13 protein-coding genes are annotated in these 14,279 nt (G+C 64.9%); 3 read left to right on the top strand and 10 right to left on the bottom strand.

Translation table 11 applies throughout. The features are described from left to right. Positions 1-63: 63 nt before the first annotated feature. Positions 64-366: a DUF1330 domain-containing protein gene (locus CRO22_RS05875; RefSeq protein WP_394341482.1), complete on the top strand. Its 303-nt coding sequence runs from the start codon at positions 64-66 to the stop codon at positions 364-366. Positions 367-373: 7 nt separating this feature from the next. Here CRO22_RS05875 and aroC read toward each other — a convergent pair whose 3' ends face one another. The 8 genes from aroC to CRO22_RS05835 form a co-directional block, all read right to left on the bottom strand. Continuing rightward, positions 374-1,474, bottom strand: coding sequence for a chorismate synthase (aroC, locus tag CRO22_RS05870; protein ID WP_097069186.1), 1,101 nt, complete (start codon positions 1,472-1,474; stop codon positions 374-376). Positions 1,475-1,603: 129 nt separating this feature from the next. Continuing rightward, positions 1,604-2,584: an ABC transporter substrate-binding protein gene (locus CRO22_RS05865; RefSeq protein WP_097069185.1), complete on the bottom strand. Its 981-nt coding sequence runs from the start codon at positions 2,582-2,584 to the stop codon at positions 1,604-1,606. Positions 2,585-2,640: 56 nt separating this feature from the next. Further along, a complete protein-coding gene (locus CRO22_RS05860) occupies positions 2,641-3,486 on the bottom strand; it encodes an ABC transporter permease (RefSeq protein WP_097069184.1) in 846 nt (281 codons plus the stop codon). Next, positions 3,483-4,346, bottom strand: coding sequence for an ABC transporter permease (locus tag CRO22_RS05855; protein WP_097069183.1), 864 nt, complete (start codon positions 4,344-4,346; stop codon positions 3,483-3,485). The genes CRO22_RS05860 and CRO22_RS05855 overlap by 4 nt, the downstream gene beginning before the upstream one ends. 162 nt (positions 4,347-4,508) lie before the next feature. Continuing rightward, positions 4,509-5,288 carry an ABC transporter ATP-binding protein gene (locus tag CRO22_RS05850; protein WP_097069182.1) on the bottom strand — a complete coding sequence of 260 codons (780 nt, stop codon included), beginning with the start codon at positions 5,286-5,288 and terminating at the stop codon, positions 4,509-4,511. Positions 5,289-5,303: 15 nt separating this feature from the next. Next, the gene (hydA, locus tag CRO22_RS05845) at positions 5,304-6,755 is read right to left on the bottom strand and encodes a dihydropyrimidinase (protein ID WP_097069181.1); all 1,452 of its coding nucleotides are present in this window, start codon (positions 6,753-6,755) and stop codon (positions 5,304-5,306) included. 632 nt (positions 6,756-7,387) lie between these two features. After that, the gene (locus CRO22_RS05840; protein ID WP_097069180.1) at positions 7,388-8,638 is read right to left on the bottom strand and encodes a Zn-dependent hydrolase; all 1,251 of its coding nucleotides are present in this window, start codon (positions 8,636-8,638) and stop codon (positions 7,388-7,390) included. 236 nt (positions 8,639-8,874) lie between these two features. Next, positions 8,875-10,200, bottom strand: a complete 1,326-nt coding sequence (locus CRO22_RS05835; protein WP_097069179.1) for an aspartate aminotransferase family protein — start codon at positions 10,198-10,200, stop codon at positions 8,875-8,877. Positions 10,201-10,372: 172 nt separating this feature from the next. Between CRO22_RS05835 and CRO22_RS05830 the strand changes: the two genes are divergently transcribed. Beyond that, on the top strand, positions 10,373-11,053 hold the full coding sequence (locus tag CRO22_RS05830; RefSeq protein ID WP_097069178.1) for a TetR family transcriptional regulator C-terminal domain-containing protein: 681 nt from the start codon (positions 10,373-10,375) through the stop codon (positions 11,051-11,053). 42 nt (positions 11,054-11,095) lie between these two features. Here CRO22_RS05830 and CRO22_RS05825 read toward each other — a convergent pair whose 3' ends face one another. Further along, the gene (locus tag CRO22_RS05825; RefSeq protein WP_097069177.1) at positions 11,096-11,554 is read right to left on the bottom strand and encodes a GNAT family N-acetyltransferase; all 459 of its coding nucleotides are present in this window, start codon (positions 11,552-11,554) and stop codon (positions 11,096-11,098) included. Positions 11,555-11,783: 229 nt separating this feature from the next. Here CRO22_RS05825 and CRO22_RS05820 point away from each other — a divergent pair, with 229 nt between their 5' ends. Further along, on the top strand, positions 11,784-13,547 hold the full coding sequence (locus CRO22_RS05820; RefSeq protein WP_097069176.1) for a cation:proton antiporter domain-containing protein: 1,764 nt from the start codon (positions 11,784-11,786) through the stop codon (positions 13,545-13,547). Here CRO22_RS05820 and CRO22_RS05815 read toward each other — a convergent pair. Next, positions 13,534-14,274 carry a hypothetical protein gene (locus tag CRO22_RS05815; RefSeq protein WP_097069175.1) on the bottom strand — a complete coding sequence of 247 codons (741 nt, stop codon included), beginning with the start codon at positions 14,272-14,274 and terminating at the stop codon, positions 13,534-13,536. The two genes, CRO22_RS05820 and CRO22_RS05815, sit on opposite strands and share 14 nt — an antisense overlap. Positions 14,275-14,279: the final 5 nt, after the last annotated feature.

The following is a 14,279-nucleotide window of genomic DNA, read 5'->3' as shown; positions in this document are numbered from 1 at the left end:
CCTTCATAAGTCTTGCCGAATCCCCTTTTTCCCCGCCACGCTGCGAGAAATGGGGAGGGGCGCATGAGTGATATACCGAAGGGCTACTGGATCGGCCATGTGACGGTCGAGGATGAGCAGGGCTATCAGGCCTACCGCACGGCCAATGCCGCGGCATTCGAGAAATACGGCGGCAGGTTCCTCGTGCGGGGCGGCGCGATGGAGGTGGTCGAGGGGGATCTGCGTCCGCGCACCGTGGTGATCGAATTTCCCTCGGTCGCGGCGGCGCGGGCCTGCTATCTCAGTCCCGAATACCAGCATGCGCTGGCCTTGCGCACGCCGGTTTCCGTAGCGGATCTCTGCATCGTCGAGGGCTGGCCCGGCTGAGCCGCGCTCAGCCGATCTCGCCGCGGACCCCGTCGGTCTGGGCGCGGTCCAAGAGCAGATGGTCGAGGATCACGCAGGCCATCATCGCCTCGGCCACCGGCACGGCGCGGATGCCGACGCAGGGATCGTGGCGGCCCTTGGTCACAACATCGACGGGCTCGCCCGCGGCATTGATCGAGCGGCGCGGCGTGAGGATCGAGGAGGTGGGTTTGACGGCAAAGCGCACCACGATCGGCTGGCCCGTGGTGATGCCGCCCAAAATGCCGCCCGCGTGGTTGGAGAGAAACTCCGGCCCCTCGGGCCCCATCACGATCTCGTCGGCATTCTCGGTGCCCATCAGCGTCGCCGCCGCCATGCCCTCGCCGATCTCGACGCCCTTGACGGCATTGATCGTCATCATCGCCGCGGCAAGGTCGCTGTCCATCTTCGCATAGATCGGCGCGCCAAGGCCCGCGGGGCAGCCCGTCGCCACCACTTCAACCGCGGCGCCGACCGAGTTTTGCGCCTTGCGGAGGCCCTCAAGGTAGTCGGTCCAGTCGGCAACGGCAGTGGCATCGGGCAGAAAGAACGGGTTGTTGAGGATTTCGTCCGCGTCGAAATTGGCCCGGTTCAGGTGCTTGTCGCCCATCTGCACCATGTAGCCGGTGATCGTGAGCCCCGGCACCAGCGCTTTCAGCACCGCCTGCGCCACGCCGCCCGCCGCAACCCGCGCCGCAGTTTCGCGCGCCGAGGAGCGCCCGCCGCCGCGATAATCGCGAATGCCATATTTCAGATGATAAGTGATATCGGCATGGCCGGGGCGAAAGGCCTGCGCGATTGCGCCGTAATCTTTCGAGCGCTGATCGGTGTTTTCGATCATCAGCTGAATGGGCGTGCCGGTCGAGCGCCCCTCGAACACGCCCGAGAGGATGCGCACCCGGTCGGGCTCCTGTCGCTGGGTCGTCATTTTTGACTGGCCGGGGCGGCGGCGGTCCAGAAACACCTGGATGAACTCTTCCGAGATTTCGATGCCGGGCGGGCAGCCGTCCACCGTGGCGCCCAGCGCCGGCCCGTGGCTCTCGCCCCAGGTGGTGACGCGGAAGATGTGACCGAAGGTGTTCATGCTCATGACCGTCTCCCTTTGGCTTTGCCATAAGCCAAGGGGGGGCGCGGATAAAGGCGGAATTTGGCGCAGGCGCGCGCGAGGCACAAAGCAAAAGGGCGCCCGAAGGCGCCCCTCGCAGGTCTTTGGCCGGGCTTATTGCAGCGCGGCGTCGGTGATTTCGAGCGTATAGGCTCCCTCGGGTTCCTTGGTGATCACCGGGTCCGACCCGCCGCCAAGCAGCGTCGCCACGGTGCGTTCGTAATCGGCCGGATCAAGCGCGCCGTTCGAGCCCGCGGTCAACTTCGCCACTTCGCCCATCATCCGCTTTTGATGGAGTTCGGTCTGCGCCCCGGTCTCGTCATTGTCGAGCACGATCATCGCCGCTTCATCCGGGTTCGCCTCGGCGTATTTCCAGCCCTTCATTGCGGCGCGGACAAACTTGACCATGGTTTCCTTGAAGGCCGGATCGGCAAGGCGATCCTGCATCACATAAAGCCCGTCCTCAAGCGTGGCGACGCCCTCGTCTTCATATTTGAAGGTCACGAGATCCTCGGGTTTGATCCCCGCGTCGATCACCTGCCAGTATTCGTTATAGGTCATCGTCGAGATGCAGGCGGCCTGCTTTTGCAACAGTGGATCGACGTTGAAGCCCTGTTTGAGCACCGTCACGCCGCCTTCCGAGCCATCGGTCGGGATGCCAAGCTTCGACATCCAGCTCAGGAACGGATATTCATTGCCAAAGAACCACACGCCAAGCGTCTTGCCCTTGAAATCGTCGGGCGAGGTGATGCCGGTTTCCTTCAGGCAGGTCAGCATCATGCCCGAATGCTTGAAGGGCTGGGCGATGTTGACAAGCCCCAGCCCCTTTTCGCGCGCGGCAAGCGCGGCGGGCATCCAGTCCACGATCACATCGGCGCCGCCGCCTGCGATCACCTGCTCGGGCGCAATGTCCGGCCCGCCGGGCAGGATTGTGACATCAAGGCCCTCATCGGTGAAATAGCCCTTCTCGGCGGCGACGTAATAGCCCGCAAATTGCGCCTGCGTCACCCATTTGAGTTGCAGCTTGACCTCTTCGGCGGAAACGCCGCCCGCCATCAGCGCGAGCGCCGCCGCCCCCAGCATCAGTTTTTTCATTCTCTCTCTCCTGTTGATCCCGGACTTGCCGCCCGGTTGATAAAATTCGTTTGCCCTCAATGGCCCCGTTGCGAGGGGTGCCAGAAGGTCGCCGCCTTTTCGATCATGGCGATCAACCCGTAAAAGCCCGACCCCGCAAGCGCCGCCACGGTGATCTCGGCCCAGACAAGCGGCAGGTCGAGTTGCCCCACCGCGGTCGAGATGCGGAACCCCATGCCGCGGGTGGGCGAGCCGAAGAACTCCGCCACGATAGCACCGATGAGCGCGAGCGTGGTGGCGATCTTGAGCCCGTTGAACAGAAAGGGCAGGGCGGCGGGTAGGCGCAGCTTCAAAAGCGCCTGAGGGTAAGAGGCCGACCATGTCGCCATCAAATCGCGGCTGAGCGCATCGGTCGCGGCGAGCCCCGCCACCATGTTGACGAGCACCGGGAAGAACACCATCACAACGACGACCGCGGCTTTCGATTGCCAGTCAAAGCCGAACCACATCACGAGGATCGGCGCGATGCCAACGATCGGGAGGGCGGCCACGAAATTGCCCACCGGCAGCAGGCCGCGTTGCAAAAACGGCGAGCGATCCACGGCAATCGCGACCAGCACCGCGGCCCCGCAGCCGATCAGATAGCCGGCGAGCGCGCCTTTCAGGATCGTTTGTGCAAAATCGCCCCACAGGAGCGGAAGATTGGCGCCGATCGCGGTCGCAATATCGCTGGGCGCGGGCAGGATCACCGGGCTCACCTCGAGCCCGCGCACAAGGCCCTGCCACAGCACGAGCAAGGTCACCCCGAAAAGCGCGGGGACGATGGCCCGCACGAGGCGCGATTTCGGAAAGCGGTTTGCCAGCACGCCATTCGTGCCCCAGGCGACGCCCCAGAAGAGGATGGCAACGAGGGCTTCGTTCATCGCGCCATCCCCTTTGCCTTGAGGGTGATCCGCTCGATCACGCCCACCGCGAGCACAAGGAGCGCGGCGAGGATTGCCGCACCAAAGAGCGCCGACCAGATCTGGATCGTCTGCCCGTAATAGCTGCCCGAAAGGAGCCGCGCGCCAAGGCCCTGCGTCGCCCCCGCGGGCAGCTCGGCAACAATCGTGCCCACCAGCGCGGCGGCGATGCCCACTTTCAACGACGCAAAGAGGTAAGGCATCGAGGCGGGAAGACGCAGCTTCCAGAACCCCTGCGCCTGCGAGGCACTGTAGGTGCGCAGCAAATCAAGCTGCATCGCATCGGGCGCGCGCAGCCCCTTCACCATGCCCACAAGGACGGGGAAAAAGCTCAGATAAGCGGCGATGATCGCTTTGGGCACCATCCCCTTGATCCCGAGCGAGGCGAGCACCACGATCACCATCGGCGCAATCGCAAGGATCGGGATCGTCTGGCTCGCAATCGCCCAGGGCATCACGCTCATGTCCATGGCGCGGCTATGCACGATGCCGATGGCGAGGAGGATGCCCGCAAAGGTGCCAAGCCCGAACCCCGCCATGGTCGCGGAAAAAGTCACCCAGGCATGGAACACAAGGCTGCGTTTCGAGGTGATCGCTTGGCCCGCGACCCCCTGCCAGAGCCCCACGGCCACCTGATGGGGTGCCGGCAGCACCGGGCGGTCCTGGCGCAGCGTATCGACCACCATCTCGGAAAAACTGACCTCAACGCCCGCGCGCGCGGCCTGATCATAGGTCCATTGGCTGTTGAGCCAGACCGCGCCGCCATACCAAAGCACGACAATCGCCGCGAGCACGCTCAGAATCGGAAGAATGGATTTCATCGCAACGCCTGCCCTTCGATTTTGCTCAAATATCCTCGGGGGTGAGGCGGGAGCAGGCAAGCTTCCAGTGGAAGCTTGCCCCGCCGAACGGGTTGCCCGTGGCAACCTCGGACGGAGGGGGGAAGACAGCCCCTCTGCGCCGCCCGAACGCTCGCGCCGCCCTCAATCATAGGCATGCCCCGCGCGCAGCCCCTCGCGCACGCGGTGCGCGATGGCGAGAAATTCCGCGCTGTCGCGGATTTCGAGCGGGCGCTCTTTGGGGAGCGGGCTCTCGATCACATCGGTGATCCGGCCCGGGCGCGGCGACATCACCACGATCTTCGTCGAGAGATAGACCGCCTCCGGGATCGAATGCGTCACAAAGCCGATGGTCTTGCCGGTCGCGGCCCAGAGCCGCAACAGCTCTTCGTTCAGCCGGTCCCGCACAATTTCGTCGAGCGCGCCGAAGGGCTCGTCCATGAGCAGGATATCGGCGTCAAAGGCGAGCGCGCGGGCGATCGAGGCGCGCTGCTGCATCCCTCCCGAAAGCTGCCACGGGAACTTCTTGCCAAATCCCTCCAGATCCACCAGCGAGAGCACTTTGCGCACTCTCTCCGCTTGCTCGGCCTGCGTATAGCCCATGATTTCAAGCGGCAGGCGCACATTTCCGGCAATCGTGCGCCAAGGGTAGAGCCCCGCCGCCTGAAACACATAGCCATAGCTGCGCGCCTTGCGCGCCTCGTCGGGCGAGATGCCGTTCACGGTGAGGCTGCCCGAGGTCGGCTGTTCCAGCGCCGCGATGCAGCGCAGGAAGGTGGTCTTGCCGCAGCCCGAGGGGCCGATGAAAGACACGAAATCTCCCCGCTCGATGGAGAGGGTCACATCTTTCAGAGCCTGCACCGGCCCGTCATTGGTTTCAAAGACGAGGTTGAGGTTCTTCGCGTCGATTACCGGGCTGCGCATCTGTTCTGCCGCCTCTCACACGCCCGAGGCCGGAATGCCCGCGCGCACCACGGGGCGCGGCGCGGTGAGCGCCTTCCAGCTCGAAAGCGCGCGGTTTTCCGCCCCCATCGGCGTGCGGGCAACAAATTCGCCGTGCCCCTCGGGCGCGGTCACCTTGCCCTCGGCAAAGGCGACCAGCCCGCGCGAGAGCGTGTAGCGCGGCAGGCCCGTCACAACCTTGCCTTCGAAGACGTTGTAATCGCTCGCGGATTGGTGGCTCTTGGCCGAGATCGTCTTGCGCGCTTCCGGGTCCCAGATGATCAGGTCGGCATCCGCGCCAACGAGCACCGCGCCCTTCTTGGGATACATGCCCATGATCTTCGCGATATTGGTCGAGGTCACGGCGACAAATTCGTTCATCGTGAGGCGGCCCGTGGTCACCCCCTCGCTCCAGAGCATCGGCAGCCGGTCCTCAAGCCCGCCGGTGCCGTTCGGGATCTTGGTGAAATCGCCGAGCCCATAGCGCTTTTGCGCGGTGGTGAAGGCACAATGGTCGGTCGCCACGCAAGAAAGCGTGCCCGAGGCCAGGCCCGCCCAGAGGCTGTCTTGATGCTTTTTGTTGCGGAACGGCGGAGACATCACGCGGCGTGCCGCATGGTCCCAGTCCTCGCTGAAATATTCGCTCTCATCGAGCGTCAGGTGCTGGATGAGCGGCTCGCCCCAGACCCGCTTGCCGTTCATCTTGGCGCGGCGAATGGCTTCATGCGCCTCCTCGCATGAGGTATGCACCACATAAAGCGGTACCCCCGCCATATCGGCGATCATGATGGCGCGGTTCGTGGCCTCACCCTCCACCTGGCTCGGGCGCGAATAGGCATGCCCCTCGGGGCCGGTGTTGCCCTCGGCCAGAAGCTTCGTCGACATCTCCGCGACGATGTCGCCGTTCTCGGCATGGACCATCGGCACCGCGCCGAGTTCGGCGCAGCGCTTGAAAGAGGCAAACATCTCGTCGTCGTTCACCATCAACGAGCCCTTGTAGGCCATGAAATGCTTGAAGGAGGTGATGCCGCGCGCGACCACCTTCTGCATCTCGTCAAACACCTGCTCGCCCCACCAGGTGACCGCCATGTGGAAGGAATAGTCGCAATGCGCGCGCGCGGCTTTGTTGTCCCAGACCTTGAGCGCGTCAAGGAGCCCCTCGCCCGGTGCGGGCAGCGCAAAGTCGATCACCATCGTCGTGCCGCCGGCGAGCGCCGCGCGGGTGCCACTTTCGAAATCATCGGCGGAATAAGTGCCCATGAAGGGCATCTCAAGGTGCGTATGCGGGTCGATGCCGCCCGGCATCACATAGCAACCGGTGGCGTCGAGCACTGTCTCGCCCGAAAGCCCCGCGCCGATGGCGACGATCTGCCCGCCCTCAATCAGCACATCGGCCTTGTAGGTCAGATCGGCGGTGACAATAGTTCCGTTCTTGATGACTGTGCTCATTTGGACCTCCCTTTCAGCAGTTTCTGCACAAGTCGGCCCAGTCGGCAAAGAGAACAAACACTGATAGCAGTGCGGTTCCCAGAGCGACGCGGAAGACCGTTGCCGAGTTCTTCAGAACGCGATCATTGTGCGCAATGTTACGATCATTTCTCTTGATTATGGCTGACAACAAATAGCCTTCATTCCGAGCGCCAACGTGCCCCGTAAGCGTTCTACTATCCCCACCGCTTCCGAATATTCTCGTCGGGCGTGCCGAGTAAAACGCCAAAGAGATAGCAGTAAGAAATCCGACGACCACGTAAGTCTTTCCCGCTCCTAATGTCGGTTCCTCGGTGTTTCCTATCAGGATTCCCAGTACAACGATCATCACGGACGCGAATGCAACGGCGCGTTGATCCGCAGAAGTCGTAAGCCTCTGTTGCTCCTCAAGATGTCTTTCTGTTTGCCGAAGGACTTCCATGAGAGCCTGAGTCTCGCTATAGTCGGATGCATATCGGTTGTAGATGAGGTTATCGGTCATGGCTGATAAGGATCAAACTCCGCCTCCGCCCCCTCCGGATATCCCGTCGGTGCCTTTGGTGAAAACGCCGACTCCGCCCCCACGCGATCGTTAAGCTTTCTCGACATTTTGCTCACTCGACCACCTCAGCCGTCTCGAGCACCGCATGGAGCAGCACATCGGTGCCCGCTGCCGCCCATTCGGGGCTGATGTCCTCGGCCTCGTTATGCGAGAGCCCGTCAACGCAGGGGCACATGATCATCGTGGTCGGCGCCACTTTCGCGGCCCAGCAGGCATCATGGCCCGCGCCGGAGACGATGTTGCGGTGCGTGTAGCCGAGCTTTTCGGCCGCCGCGCGCACGCGGCCCACAAGCTCCGGCGTGAAAGTGACGGGGGCGAAATGGCCCACCCGCTCGACCGCGCAGCCCACGCCCAGCTCGGCGCAAATGTCCGCCGCGCGCGCCTCGATCGTGTCGCGCATGCCGTCGAGCTTTTGTTGATCGACGGTGCGGATATCGACGGTGAAAACCACTTTCCCCGGCAGCACGTTGCGCGAATTGGGCGCGAAGGTCACTTGCCCCACGCCGCCCACCGCATCGGGCTGCGCCGCCATCGTCACCTCTTGCACCATCTCGAAGATGCGGCTCATCGCGAGGCCTGCATTCACCCGCATCGCCATCGGCGTCGAGCCGGTATGCGCCTCTTTTCCGGTCAGCGTGAATTCGAGCCACCACAGCCCCTGGCAATGGGTGACCACGCCAATGGTCTTTTCCTCCGCCTCGAGGATCGGCCCCTGCTCGATGTGGTATTCGAAATAGGCATGCATCTTGCGCGCGCCGACCTCTTCGTCCCCGACCCAGCCGATGCGGGCAAGCTCTTCGCCGAAGGTCTTGCCTTCGAGATCCTTGCGGCCATAGGCGTAATCGAGCGTATGCACGCCCGCAAAGACGCCCGAGGCCAGCATGGCCGGGGCAAAGCGCGCACCTTCCTCGTTGGTCCAGTTCGTCAGCACGATCGGGTGCTTGGTCTTGATGCCAAGGTCGTTCATGGTGCGGATTACTTCGAGCCCGCCCAGCACGCCGAGCACGCCATCATATTTGCCGCCCGTCGGCTGGGTGTCGAGATGCGAGCCGATATAAACGGGCAGCGCCTCCGGGTCGGTGCCCTCGCGACGCATGAACATCGTGCCCATCTTGTCGACGCCCATCGCCAGCCCCGCCGCGTCGCACCAGCGCTTGAAGAGCGCGCGCCCCTCGGCATCGGCATCGGTGACAGTCTGGCGATTGTTGCCCCCCGCGATCCCGGGGCCGATCTGGGCCATCTGCATCAGGCTGTCCCAAAGACGTGCGGAATCGATACGGAGGTTTTCTCCGGGTGCGGACATGGGTCTCTCCCTGTCGGTTGCGGGGCTTCGGCCCTCTTGCGACGAATCTTTTCTGACCGATTGGTCAGGGGAAACAGGCCATGTTCCGGCGCAACGGTCAATGGGGAGGGCGCGGCACTTCCTCCGGGGGCGCGGCTTTGGCTGGCGATTGCCTCATTTTTGGGCGCCCGCCCGCGGCGTGAAAAAGCCCCGGGGGAGACCCCCGGGGCATCGTGTCGCGGTGCGCGGCAGGGCGCTTATTCGAGTGTATCGAGCACGTCTTTCAGGGTGCCGATCAACTGGTCGATATGGGCTTTCTCGATGATCAGCGGCGGCGACATGGCGATGATGTCGCCCGTGGTGCGGATCAGGATGCCCTTCTCATAGGCCTTGAGGAAGGCGTCGAAGGCGCGCTTGGCCGGTGTGCCCGCAATCGGTTCAAGTTCCACCGCGCCGATCAGCCCCTCGTTGCGGATGTCGATCACGTGGCGCGTGCCCTTGAGGCTGTGCAGCGCCTCCTGCCAGTAGGGGGCAAGCTCTGCGGCGCGCTCGAAGAGGCCCTCTTCCTTGTAGGTTTCGAGCGTGGCGATGCCCGCGGCGGCAGCGACCGGGTTGCCCGAATAGGTGTAGCCGTGGAACAGTTCGATCATGTGCTCGGGGCCCTGCATGAAGGCGTCATGCACCTCGGCGGTGGTGATCACCGCCCCCATCGGGATGACCCCGTTGGTCAGGCCCTTGGCGGTGGTCATGATATCGGGCGTCACGCCGTAATGCTGCGCCGCGAAGGGGGCGCCCAGCCGCCCGTAACCGGTGATCACCTCGTCGAAAATCAGCAGAATACCGTGTTTCTTGGTGATCGCGCGCAGTTTTTCGAGGTAGCCCTTCGGCGGCAGCAGAACCCCGGTCGAGCCCGACATCGGCTCAACGATCACCGCGGCGATCGTATCGGCGCCGTGCAGCGCCACGATGCGCTCGAGTTCATCGGCGAGATGCGCGCCATGCTCCGGCTGGCCCTTGGTGAAGGCGTTCTGCGCGGGCAGGTGGGTGTGGGGCAGGTGGTCCACGCCCGCGAGCAGCGTGCCGAACATCTTGCGGTTGGTGACGATGCCGCCAACCGAGATGCCGCCAAAGTTCACCCCGTGATAGCCGCGCTCACGCCCGATCAGCCGGGTGCGCGATCCTTCGCCGCGGGCGCGGTGATAGCCGATCGCGAGTTTCAGCGCGGTCTCGACCGATTCCGAGCCCGAGTTGGTGTAAAACACATGCTCCATGCCCTCGGGCGCGATCTCGATGATCCGGTTGGCGAGTTCGAACGCCGCCGGGTGGCCCATCTGGAAGGCGGGGGCATAATCAAGCTCCGCCGCCTGCCGCGCGATCGCCTCGGAAATTTTCGGGCGGCAATGGCCCGCGTTGCAGCACCACAGCCCCGCAGTGCCATCGAGCACCTGCCGCCCCTCGGCGGTGGTGTAATGCATGTCTTTGGCGCCCACGAACATCCGCGGCGCTTTCTTGAACTGGCGGTTCGCCGTGAACGGCATCCAGAAAGCATTGAGGTCATTGGGCGTCTTGCGGTCGAGCGCCATGAGGGGTCTCCTGAGGGCGATGGGGCCGGTGGGCCGGGGCTGTGGCGGAATGCGCCGGGGTGGCTTGGACGGGGTGGTTTGACCACGCGGTCAGCAAGAGGCTAACATCGGTTGAGGCGGCGTCAAGCGGGCGCGGGCGGAAAGCGATCAACAGCGGGAGACCGGAACCGGCATGGCAGAAGACAAACCGAAAGCGCCCGAAGCGGAGGGAGCCGAGAATTCCGTCCCGGGGAGTAGCGGGGCCACGCCGCGCGGGCGCACGCGGATCCAGCAGCGCAACATCGAGGCAATTCTTGAGGCCGCGCTCGATGTCTTTTCCGCGCAGGGCTTTCGTGGCGCCACGCTCGATCAGATCGCGGCGGCGGCGGGGCTTTCGAAACCCAATCTGCTCTATTACTTCCCGTCGAAAGAGGCGATTCACATCGCGCTTCTGACGAGCCTGCTCGACATCTGGCTCGCGCCGCTGCGCGAGATGGAGGCCTCGGGCGATGCGAAGGCGGAAATCATGGGCTACATGCGGCGCAAGTTGCAGATGAGCCGGGAAATGCCGCGCGAGAGTCGTCTGTTCGCCAACGAGATCCTGCAGGGCGCGCCGCGGATGGGAGAGATGCTCTCGACCGATCTGAAGGCGCTTGTCGATGCGAAGGCGGCGGTGATCCGCGGCTGGGCGGCGGCGGGGCAGATCGCGCCGGTTGACCCCTATCATCTCATTTTTGCGATCTGGGCGCTCACTCAGCATTATGCCGATTTTGACGTGCAGGTACGCGCCGTGCTCGGCCCGGAGCACGACGACCCCTGCACGGAGGCCGAGCGCTTCCTGACGCCCCTTTTCGAGCGCCTTCTGGCGCCCTGAGGGGAGGCGCTCCGTTCACGCGGAACGCCCCCTCAGGGCGGGTCAAAGCGCGCGGGTCAGGATCACTGTCGAGATCGGGCAGGTGAGCCCGGCGAGGCGCGAGTGCAGCACCACCTGCGGCGCCTCGTAGCGCGCCACTTCGCGAAAGCCGCGATGGGTGAAGAAGGGGGCTGCGGCTGCGGGGCTCAACGCCCAGAGGTCTTGCGCCCCGGCGGCCTTTGCCGCCTCGATCAGCGCGGCGAGAACCGCACTGCCGAGCCCGGCGCGGCGCTGCCCCTCGGGCACGAGGATCGAGCGCAAAAGCGCGTGCCCCTCAAGCAGCATGATCCCGCCATAAAGTCGCCCGGCGCTCTCGGGCAGGGCAAAAGTGAAGAACTGCGACCCCGGCTCGGCCAGATCGGCCACCGGCAGCCGCGCCGCGGCGAGGGCTGCGCCCAGCGCGGGATCGGTGCCGGCGAGGGGCGTGGCGGTGAGCGGGGCAGAGGTGATCTGGTCGGGCATCGGCAGAACTCCTTCGGCGCAACGCGGGCGGAGGGACACAATGCTCCGAGTCTGATCCTGCGCGGCGCGCCGGTCAAGCATCGCGAGCCCGGCAGCCTTTCACCGGCAACCGGAAAAAGGCCATGGAATCAATGCCTCATAGCGGCCGCGGCAAGATGTCCGCAAGCATCTGACCCGGCTGGACACAATAGCCTCTCGCCCGTCGCGCGGCTTCGTGGTTGAAAGGACCATGACCGATGCGAGCCACCTTGGATTTTACCGCGAAACCCTGATCTTCCTTGGCACTGCCGGGGTCGTGCTGCCGCTGATGACACGCTTTCGCGTCTCGCCGGTGGTAGGCTTTTTGGTGGCGGGGCTGCTTTTGGGCCCCAACAGTGCCGGCCGGCTGACCGAATACCTTCCGTTCCTCGGCTGGTTCACGATTTCCTCGCAGGAAGCGGTGGACCAGCTTGCCGAACTTGGCGTGGCGTTTCTGCTGTTCAACATCGGGCTCGAGCTGTCGCTCGACCGGCTCTGGACGATGCGGCGCGTGGTGTTTGGGCTCGGCATGGCGCAGGTGGTGCTGACCACGGTGGCAATCGCGCTCACCGCCTGGCTCTTCGGCAACCCGATCGACGCGAGCCTCGTGATCGGCGCCTGTCTTGCGCTGTCCTCCACCGCCATCGTGCTGCAACTTCTGGCCGACCAGCGCCGCCTGACCACAATATCGGGGCGCAATATTTTCGGTGTGCTCCTCGCACAGGATCTTGCTGTCGTGCCGATCCTGTTCCTGATCGTTGTCTTCGGCGATGCCACGGCCGACGGGCATTCGGTCTCGGTGGGCCGGGTGCTGGGCGGGCTTGGCACAGCGCTCCTTCAGGCGGTGGCGGCGATCGGCCTCATTGTCGGCTTTGGCCGGTTGATCCTGCGTCGGCTGTTCCGGCAAGTCGCGCATACGCAAAACCGCGAGCTGTTCATGGCGACGATCCTCTTCGTCGTCGTCGGCACCTCCCTCGTGACCCGTTTTGCCGGTCTTTCCATGGCCCTGGGCGCCTTTCTTGCCGGGCTTCTGCTGGCAGAAACCGAATTCCGCCGACAGGTTGCAGTCGATATCGAGCCCTTCAAGGGGTTGCTTCTGGGCCTTTTCTTCATCTCGGTCGGCATGCGGATCGACCCCGCCGCCATCGCCGCCTATCCGGTGATGGTCGTGGTCTCGGTCGTCGGCATGACTGCGCTCAAGGCGGCGGTGATGGCGCCGCTGGCCCGCGCCTTCGGCATCCCCTGGCCGCGCGCGCTGGAAGCCGCGCTGCTGCTTGCCGGAGGGGGCGAATTCGCCTTTCTCGTCCTCAGCATGGCGGGCTCTAGCGGGCTTACTTCGCGCGAGGTCGAACAGTTCATGCTGCTTGTGGCCTCGGGCACGATGCTGCTCACTCCGCTTCTCGCCAAGATGGGCCGTCGCGTTGGCACAAGGGCGGGGGCGGCGACGGCCGGAGGCGATGCGGTGCTGCCCGACGCCACCTCGGGCCGGGTGCTGGTGGTGGGGCATGGGCGGGTCGGTCGGCTGATCGACGAGGTTCTGGCCGCCGAGAACTTCGATTGTCTGGTGATCGACCGCGACGCGGATCTGGTGCGCCGCGGCCGCGAGCGAGGGCGCGAGGTGGTGTTTGGCGATGCGGCGCGCGCAGGCTTCCTGCGCCGCTGCGGGTTGGCCGAGGCGCCTGCGGTGATCCTGACCATGCATGACCCGGCCGCGGCGGAAGCGATCGTGACCGCAGTGCGCGCGGAACGCCCCGATGTGCCGATCATCGTGCGCGCGCAGGATGCCGATCATGCGGTGCGGCTCTTTGCGCGCGGCGCGAGCCATGTGATCCCCGAAGCCTTCGAGACGAGCCTTGAATTGCTTGACCGCGCGCTCGGGGCGCTGGGCGTCGCGGAAGACCGTGCGCGGAGCCTTCTTGCGGATCGGCGCACGGAGATGATGCGGTTTTTGCGCCGCGAGGTCAGCGCAGACTAGCGCTTTCCCCGGGTGAAAACAGTTTTTGGCGCCGCCAGCCCCCGGCGCTGGCCGCAATCCGCAAAACGCGGCGCCGGTCCCCCGCGAGCGCCGCCTCGATCAGCCCGGACAGCGCGCCCTGTTGCTTCAAGTGCGGCACGAGCCCGGAATGGCTCTGGCCCGGAAAGATCAGCTGGTCGCAGTTCTTCCGGAACGGGAATCGCAGCGCATGGGGCAGATCGTCCTGCCCGCCATGAAAGAGCCAGGCATGGCCCGGATCAGGCAGGGGCGCGGTTTTCCACCGGAGGGGAGCGATGCGCCCGGTCCATTCTGCCCAGCGGGTCTCGCCGGGCACTGCCCCCGGGGCGATGGAAACCTGCGGCCCGAAGGCGAGCACCAGATCGACCGCGATCACTTGCGTCGCGACAAGCGCCGCAAAGGCCCCCATCGAGAGCCCGAGCGTGGTCACCCGCGCCACCTCCTGCCGCGCGCGCACCGCCCTGAGGCTTTCCGTCAGGGCCGCCTCGAAGCCCGGGTCATTCGCCCAGCTGCGGCTCGCATCCGCAACGAAAAGCGCCGGGCGCGGAAAGGCGGCCGTGCCCCGCCCGGTTGCGCTTGCCACAAACTCGGGAGCGGGCGGGCGCGCCGGGTCATGGCCCACCGAGGCGAAGGCGATCACCAGATCCGCCCCCCGTCCGGGCAGATAATCCACCGCGAAGGGGGGCTGGTCGAAGATCCGCTCAAACATCCTTC

This window comes from Rhodobacter maris (genome assembly GCF_900217815.1).
In the GTDB taxonomy this organism is placed as follows: Bacteria; Pseudomonadota; Alphaproteobacteria; order Rhodobacterales; family Rhodobacteraceae; genus Rhodobacter; species Rhodobacter maris.
The sequence above is the reverse complement of the archived record's forward strand: the minus strand, read 5'-3'. Positions and strand labels throughout refer to the sequence as shown.

What these genes read in the sequence shown, in the direction of transcription:
- CRO22_RS05875 (WP_394341482.1), top strand. Translation starts at nt 64, where the DNA reads ATGAGTGATATACCGAAGGGCTACTGGATCGGCCATGTGACGGTCGAG.
- aroC (WP_097069186.1), bottom strand. Translation starts at nt 1,474, where the DNA reads ATGAGCATGAACACCTTCGGTCACATCTTCCGCGTCACCACCTGGGGC.
- CRO22_RS05865 (WP_097069185.1), bottom strand. Translation starts at nt 2,584, where the DNA reads ATGAAAAAACTGATGCTGGGGGCGGCGGCGCTCGCGCTGATGGCGGGC.
- CRO22_RS05860 (WP_097069184.1), bottom strand. Translation starts at nt 3,486, where the DNA reads ATGAACGAAGCCCTCGTTGCCATCCTCTTCTGGGGCGTCGCCTGGGGC.
- CRO22_RS05855 (WP_097069183.1), bottom strand. Translation starts at nt 4,346, where the DNA reads ATGAAATCCATTCTTCCGATTCTGAGCGTGCTCGCGGCGATTGTCGTG.
- CRO22_RS05850 (WP_097069182.1), bottom strand. Translation starts at nt 5,288, where the DNA reads ATGCGCAGCCCGGTAATCGACGCGAAGAACCTCAACCTCGTCTTTGAA.
- hydA (WP_097069181.1), bottom strand. Translation starts at nt 6,755, where the DNA reads ATGAGCACAGTCATCAAGAACGGAACTATTGTCACCGCCGATCTGACC.
- CRO22_RS05840 (WP_097069180.1), bottom strand. Translation starts at nt 8,638, where the DNA reads ATGTCCGCACCCGGAGAAAACCTCCGTATCGATTCCGCACGTCTTTGG.
- CRO22_RS05835 (WP_097069179.1), bottom strand. Translation starts at nt 10,200, where the DNA reads ATGGCGCTCGACCGCAAGACGCCCAATGACCTCAATGCTTTCTGGATG.
- CRO22_RS05830 (WP_097069178.1), top strand. Translation starts at nt 10,373, where the DNA reads ATGGCAGAAGACAAACCGAAAGCGCCCGAAGCGGAGGGAGCCGAGAAT.
- CRO22_RS05825 (WP_097069177.1), bottom strand. Translation starts at nt 11,554, where the DNA reads ATGCCCGACCAGATCACCTCTGCCCCGCTCACCGCCACGCCCCTCGCC.
- CRO22_RS05820 (WP_097069176.1), top strand. Translation starts at nt 11,784, where the DNA reads ATGACCGATGCGAGCCACCTTGGATTTTACCGCGAAACCCTGATCTTC.
- CRO22_RS05815 (WP_097069175.1), bottom strand. Translation starts at nt 14,274, where the DNA reads ATGTTTGAGCGGATCTTCGACCAGCCCCCCTTCGCGGTGGATTATCTG.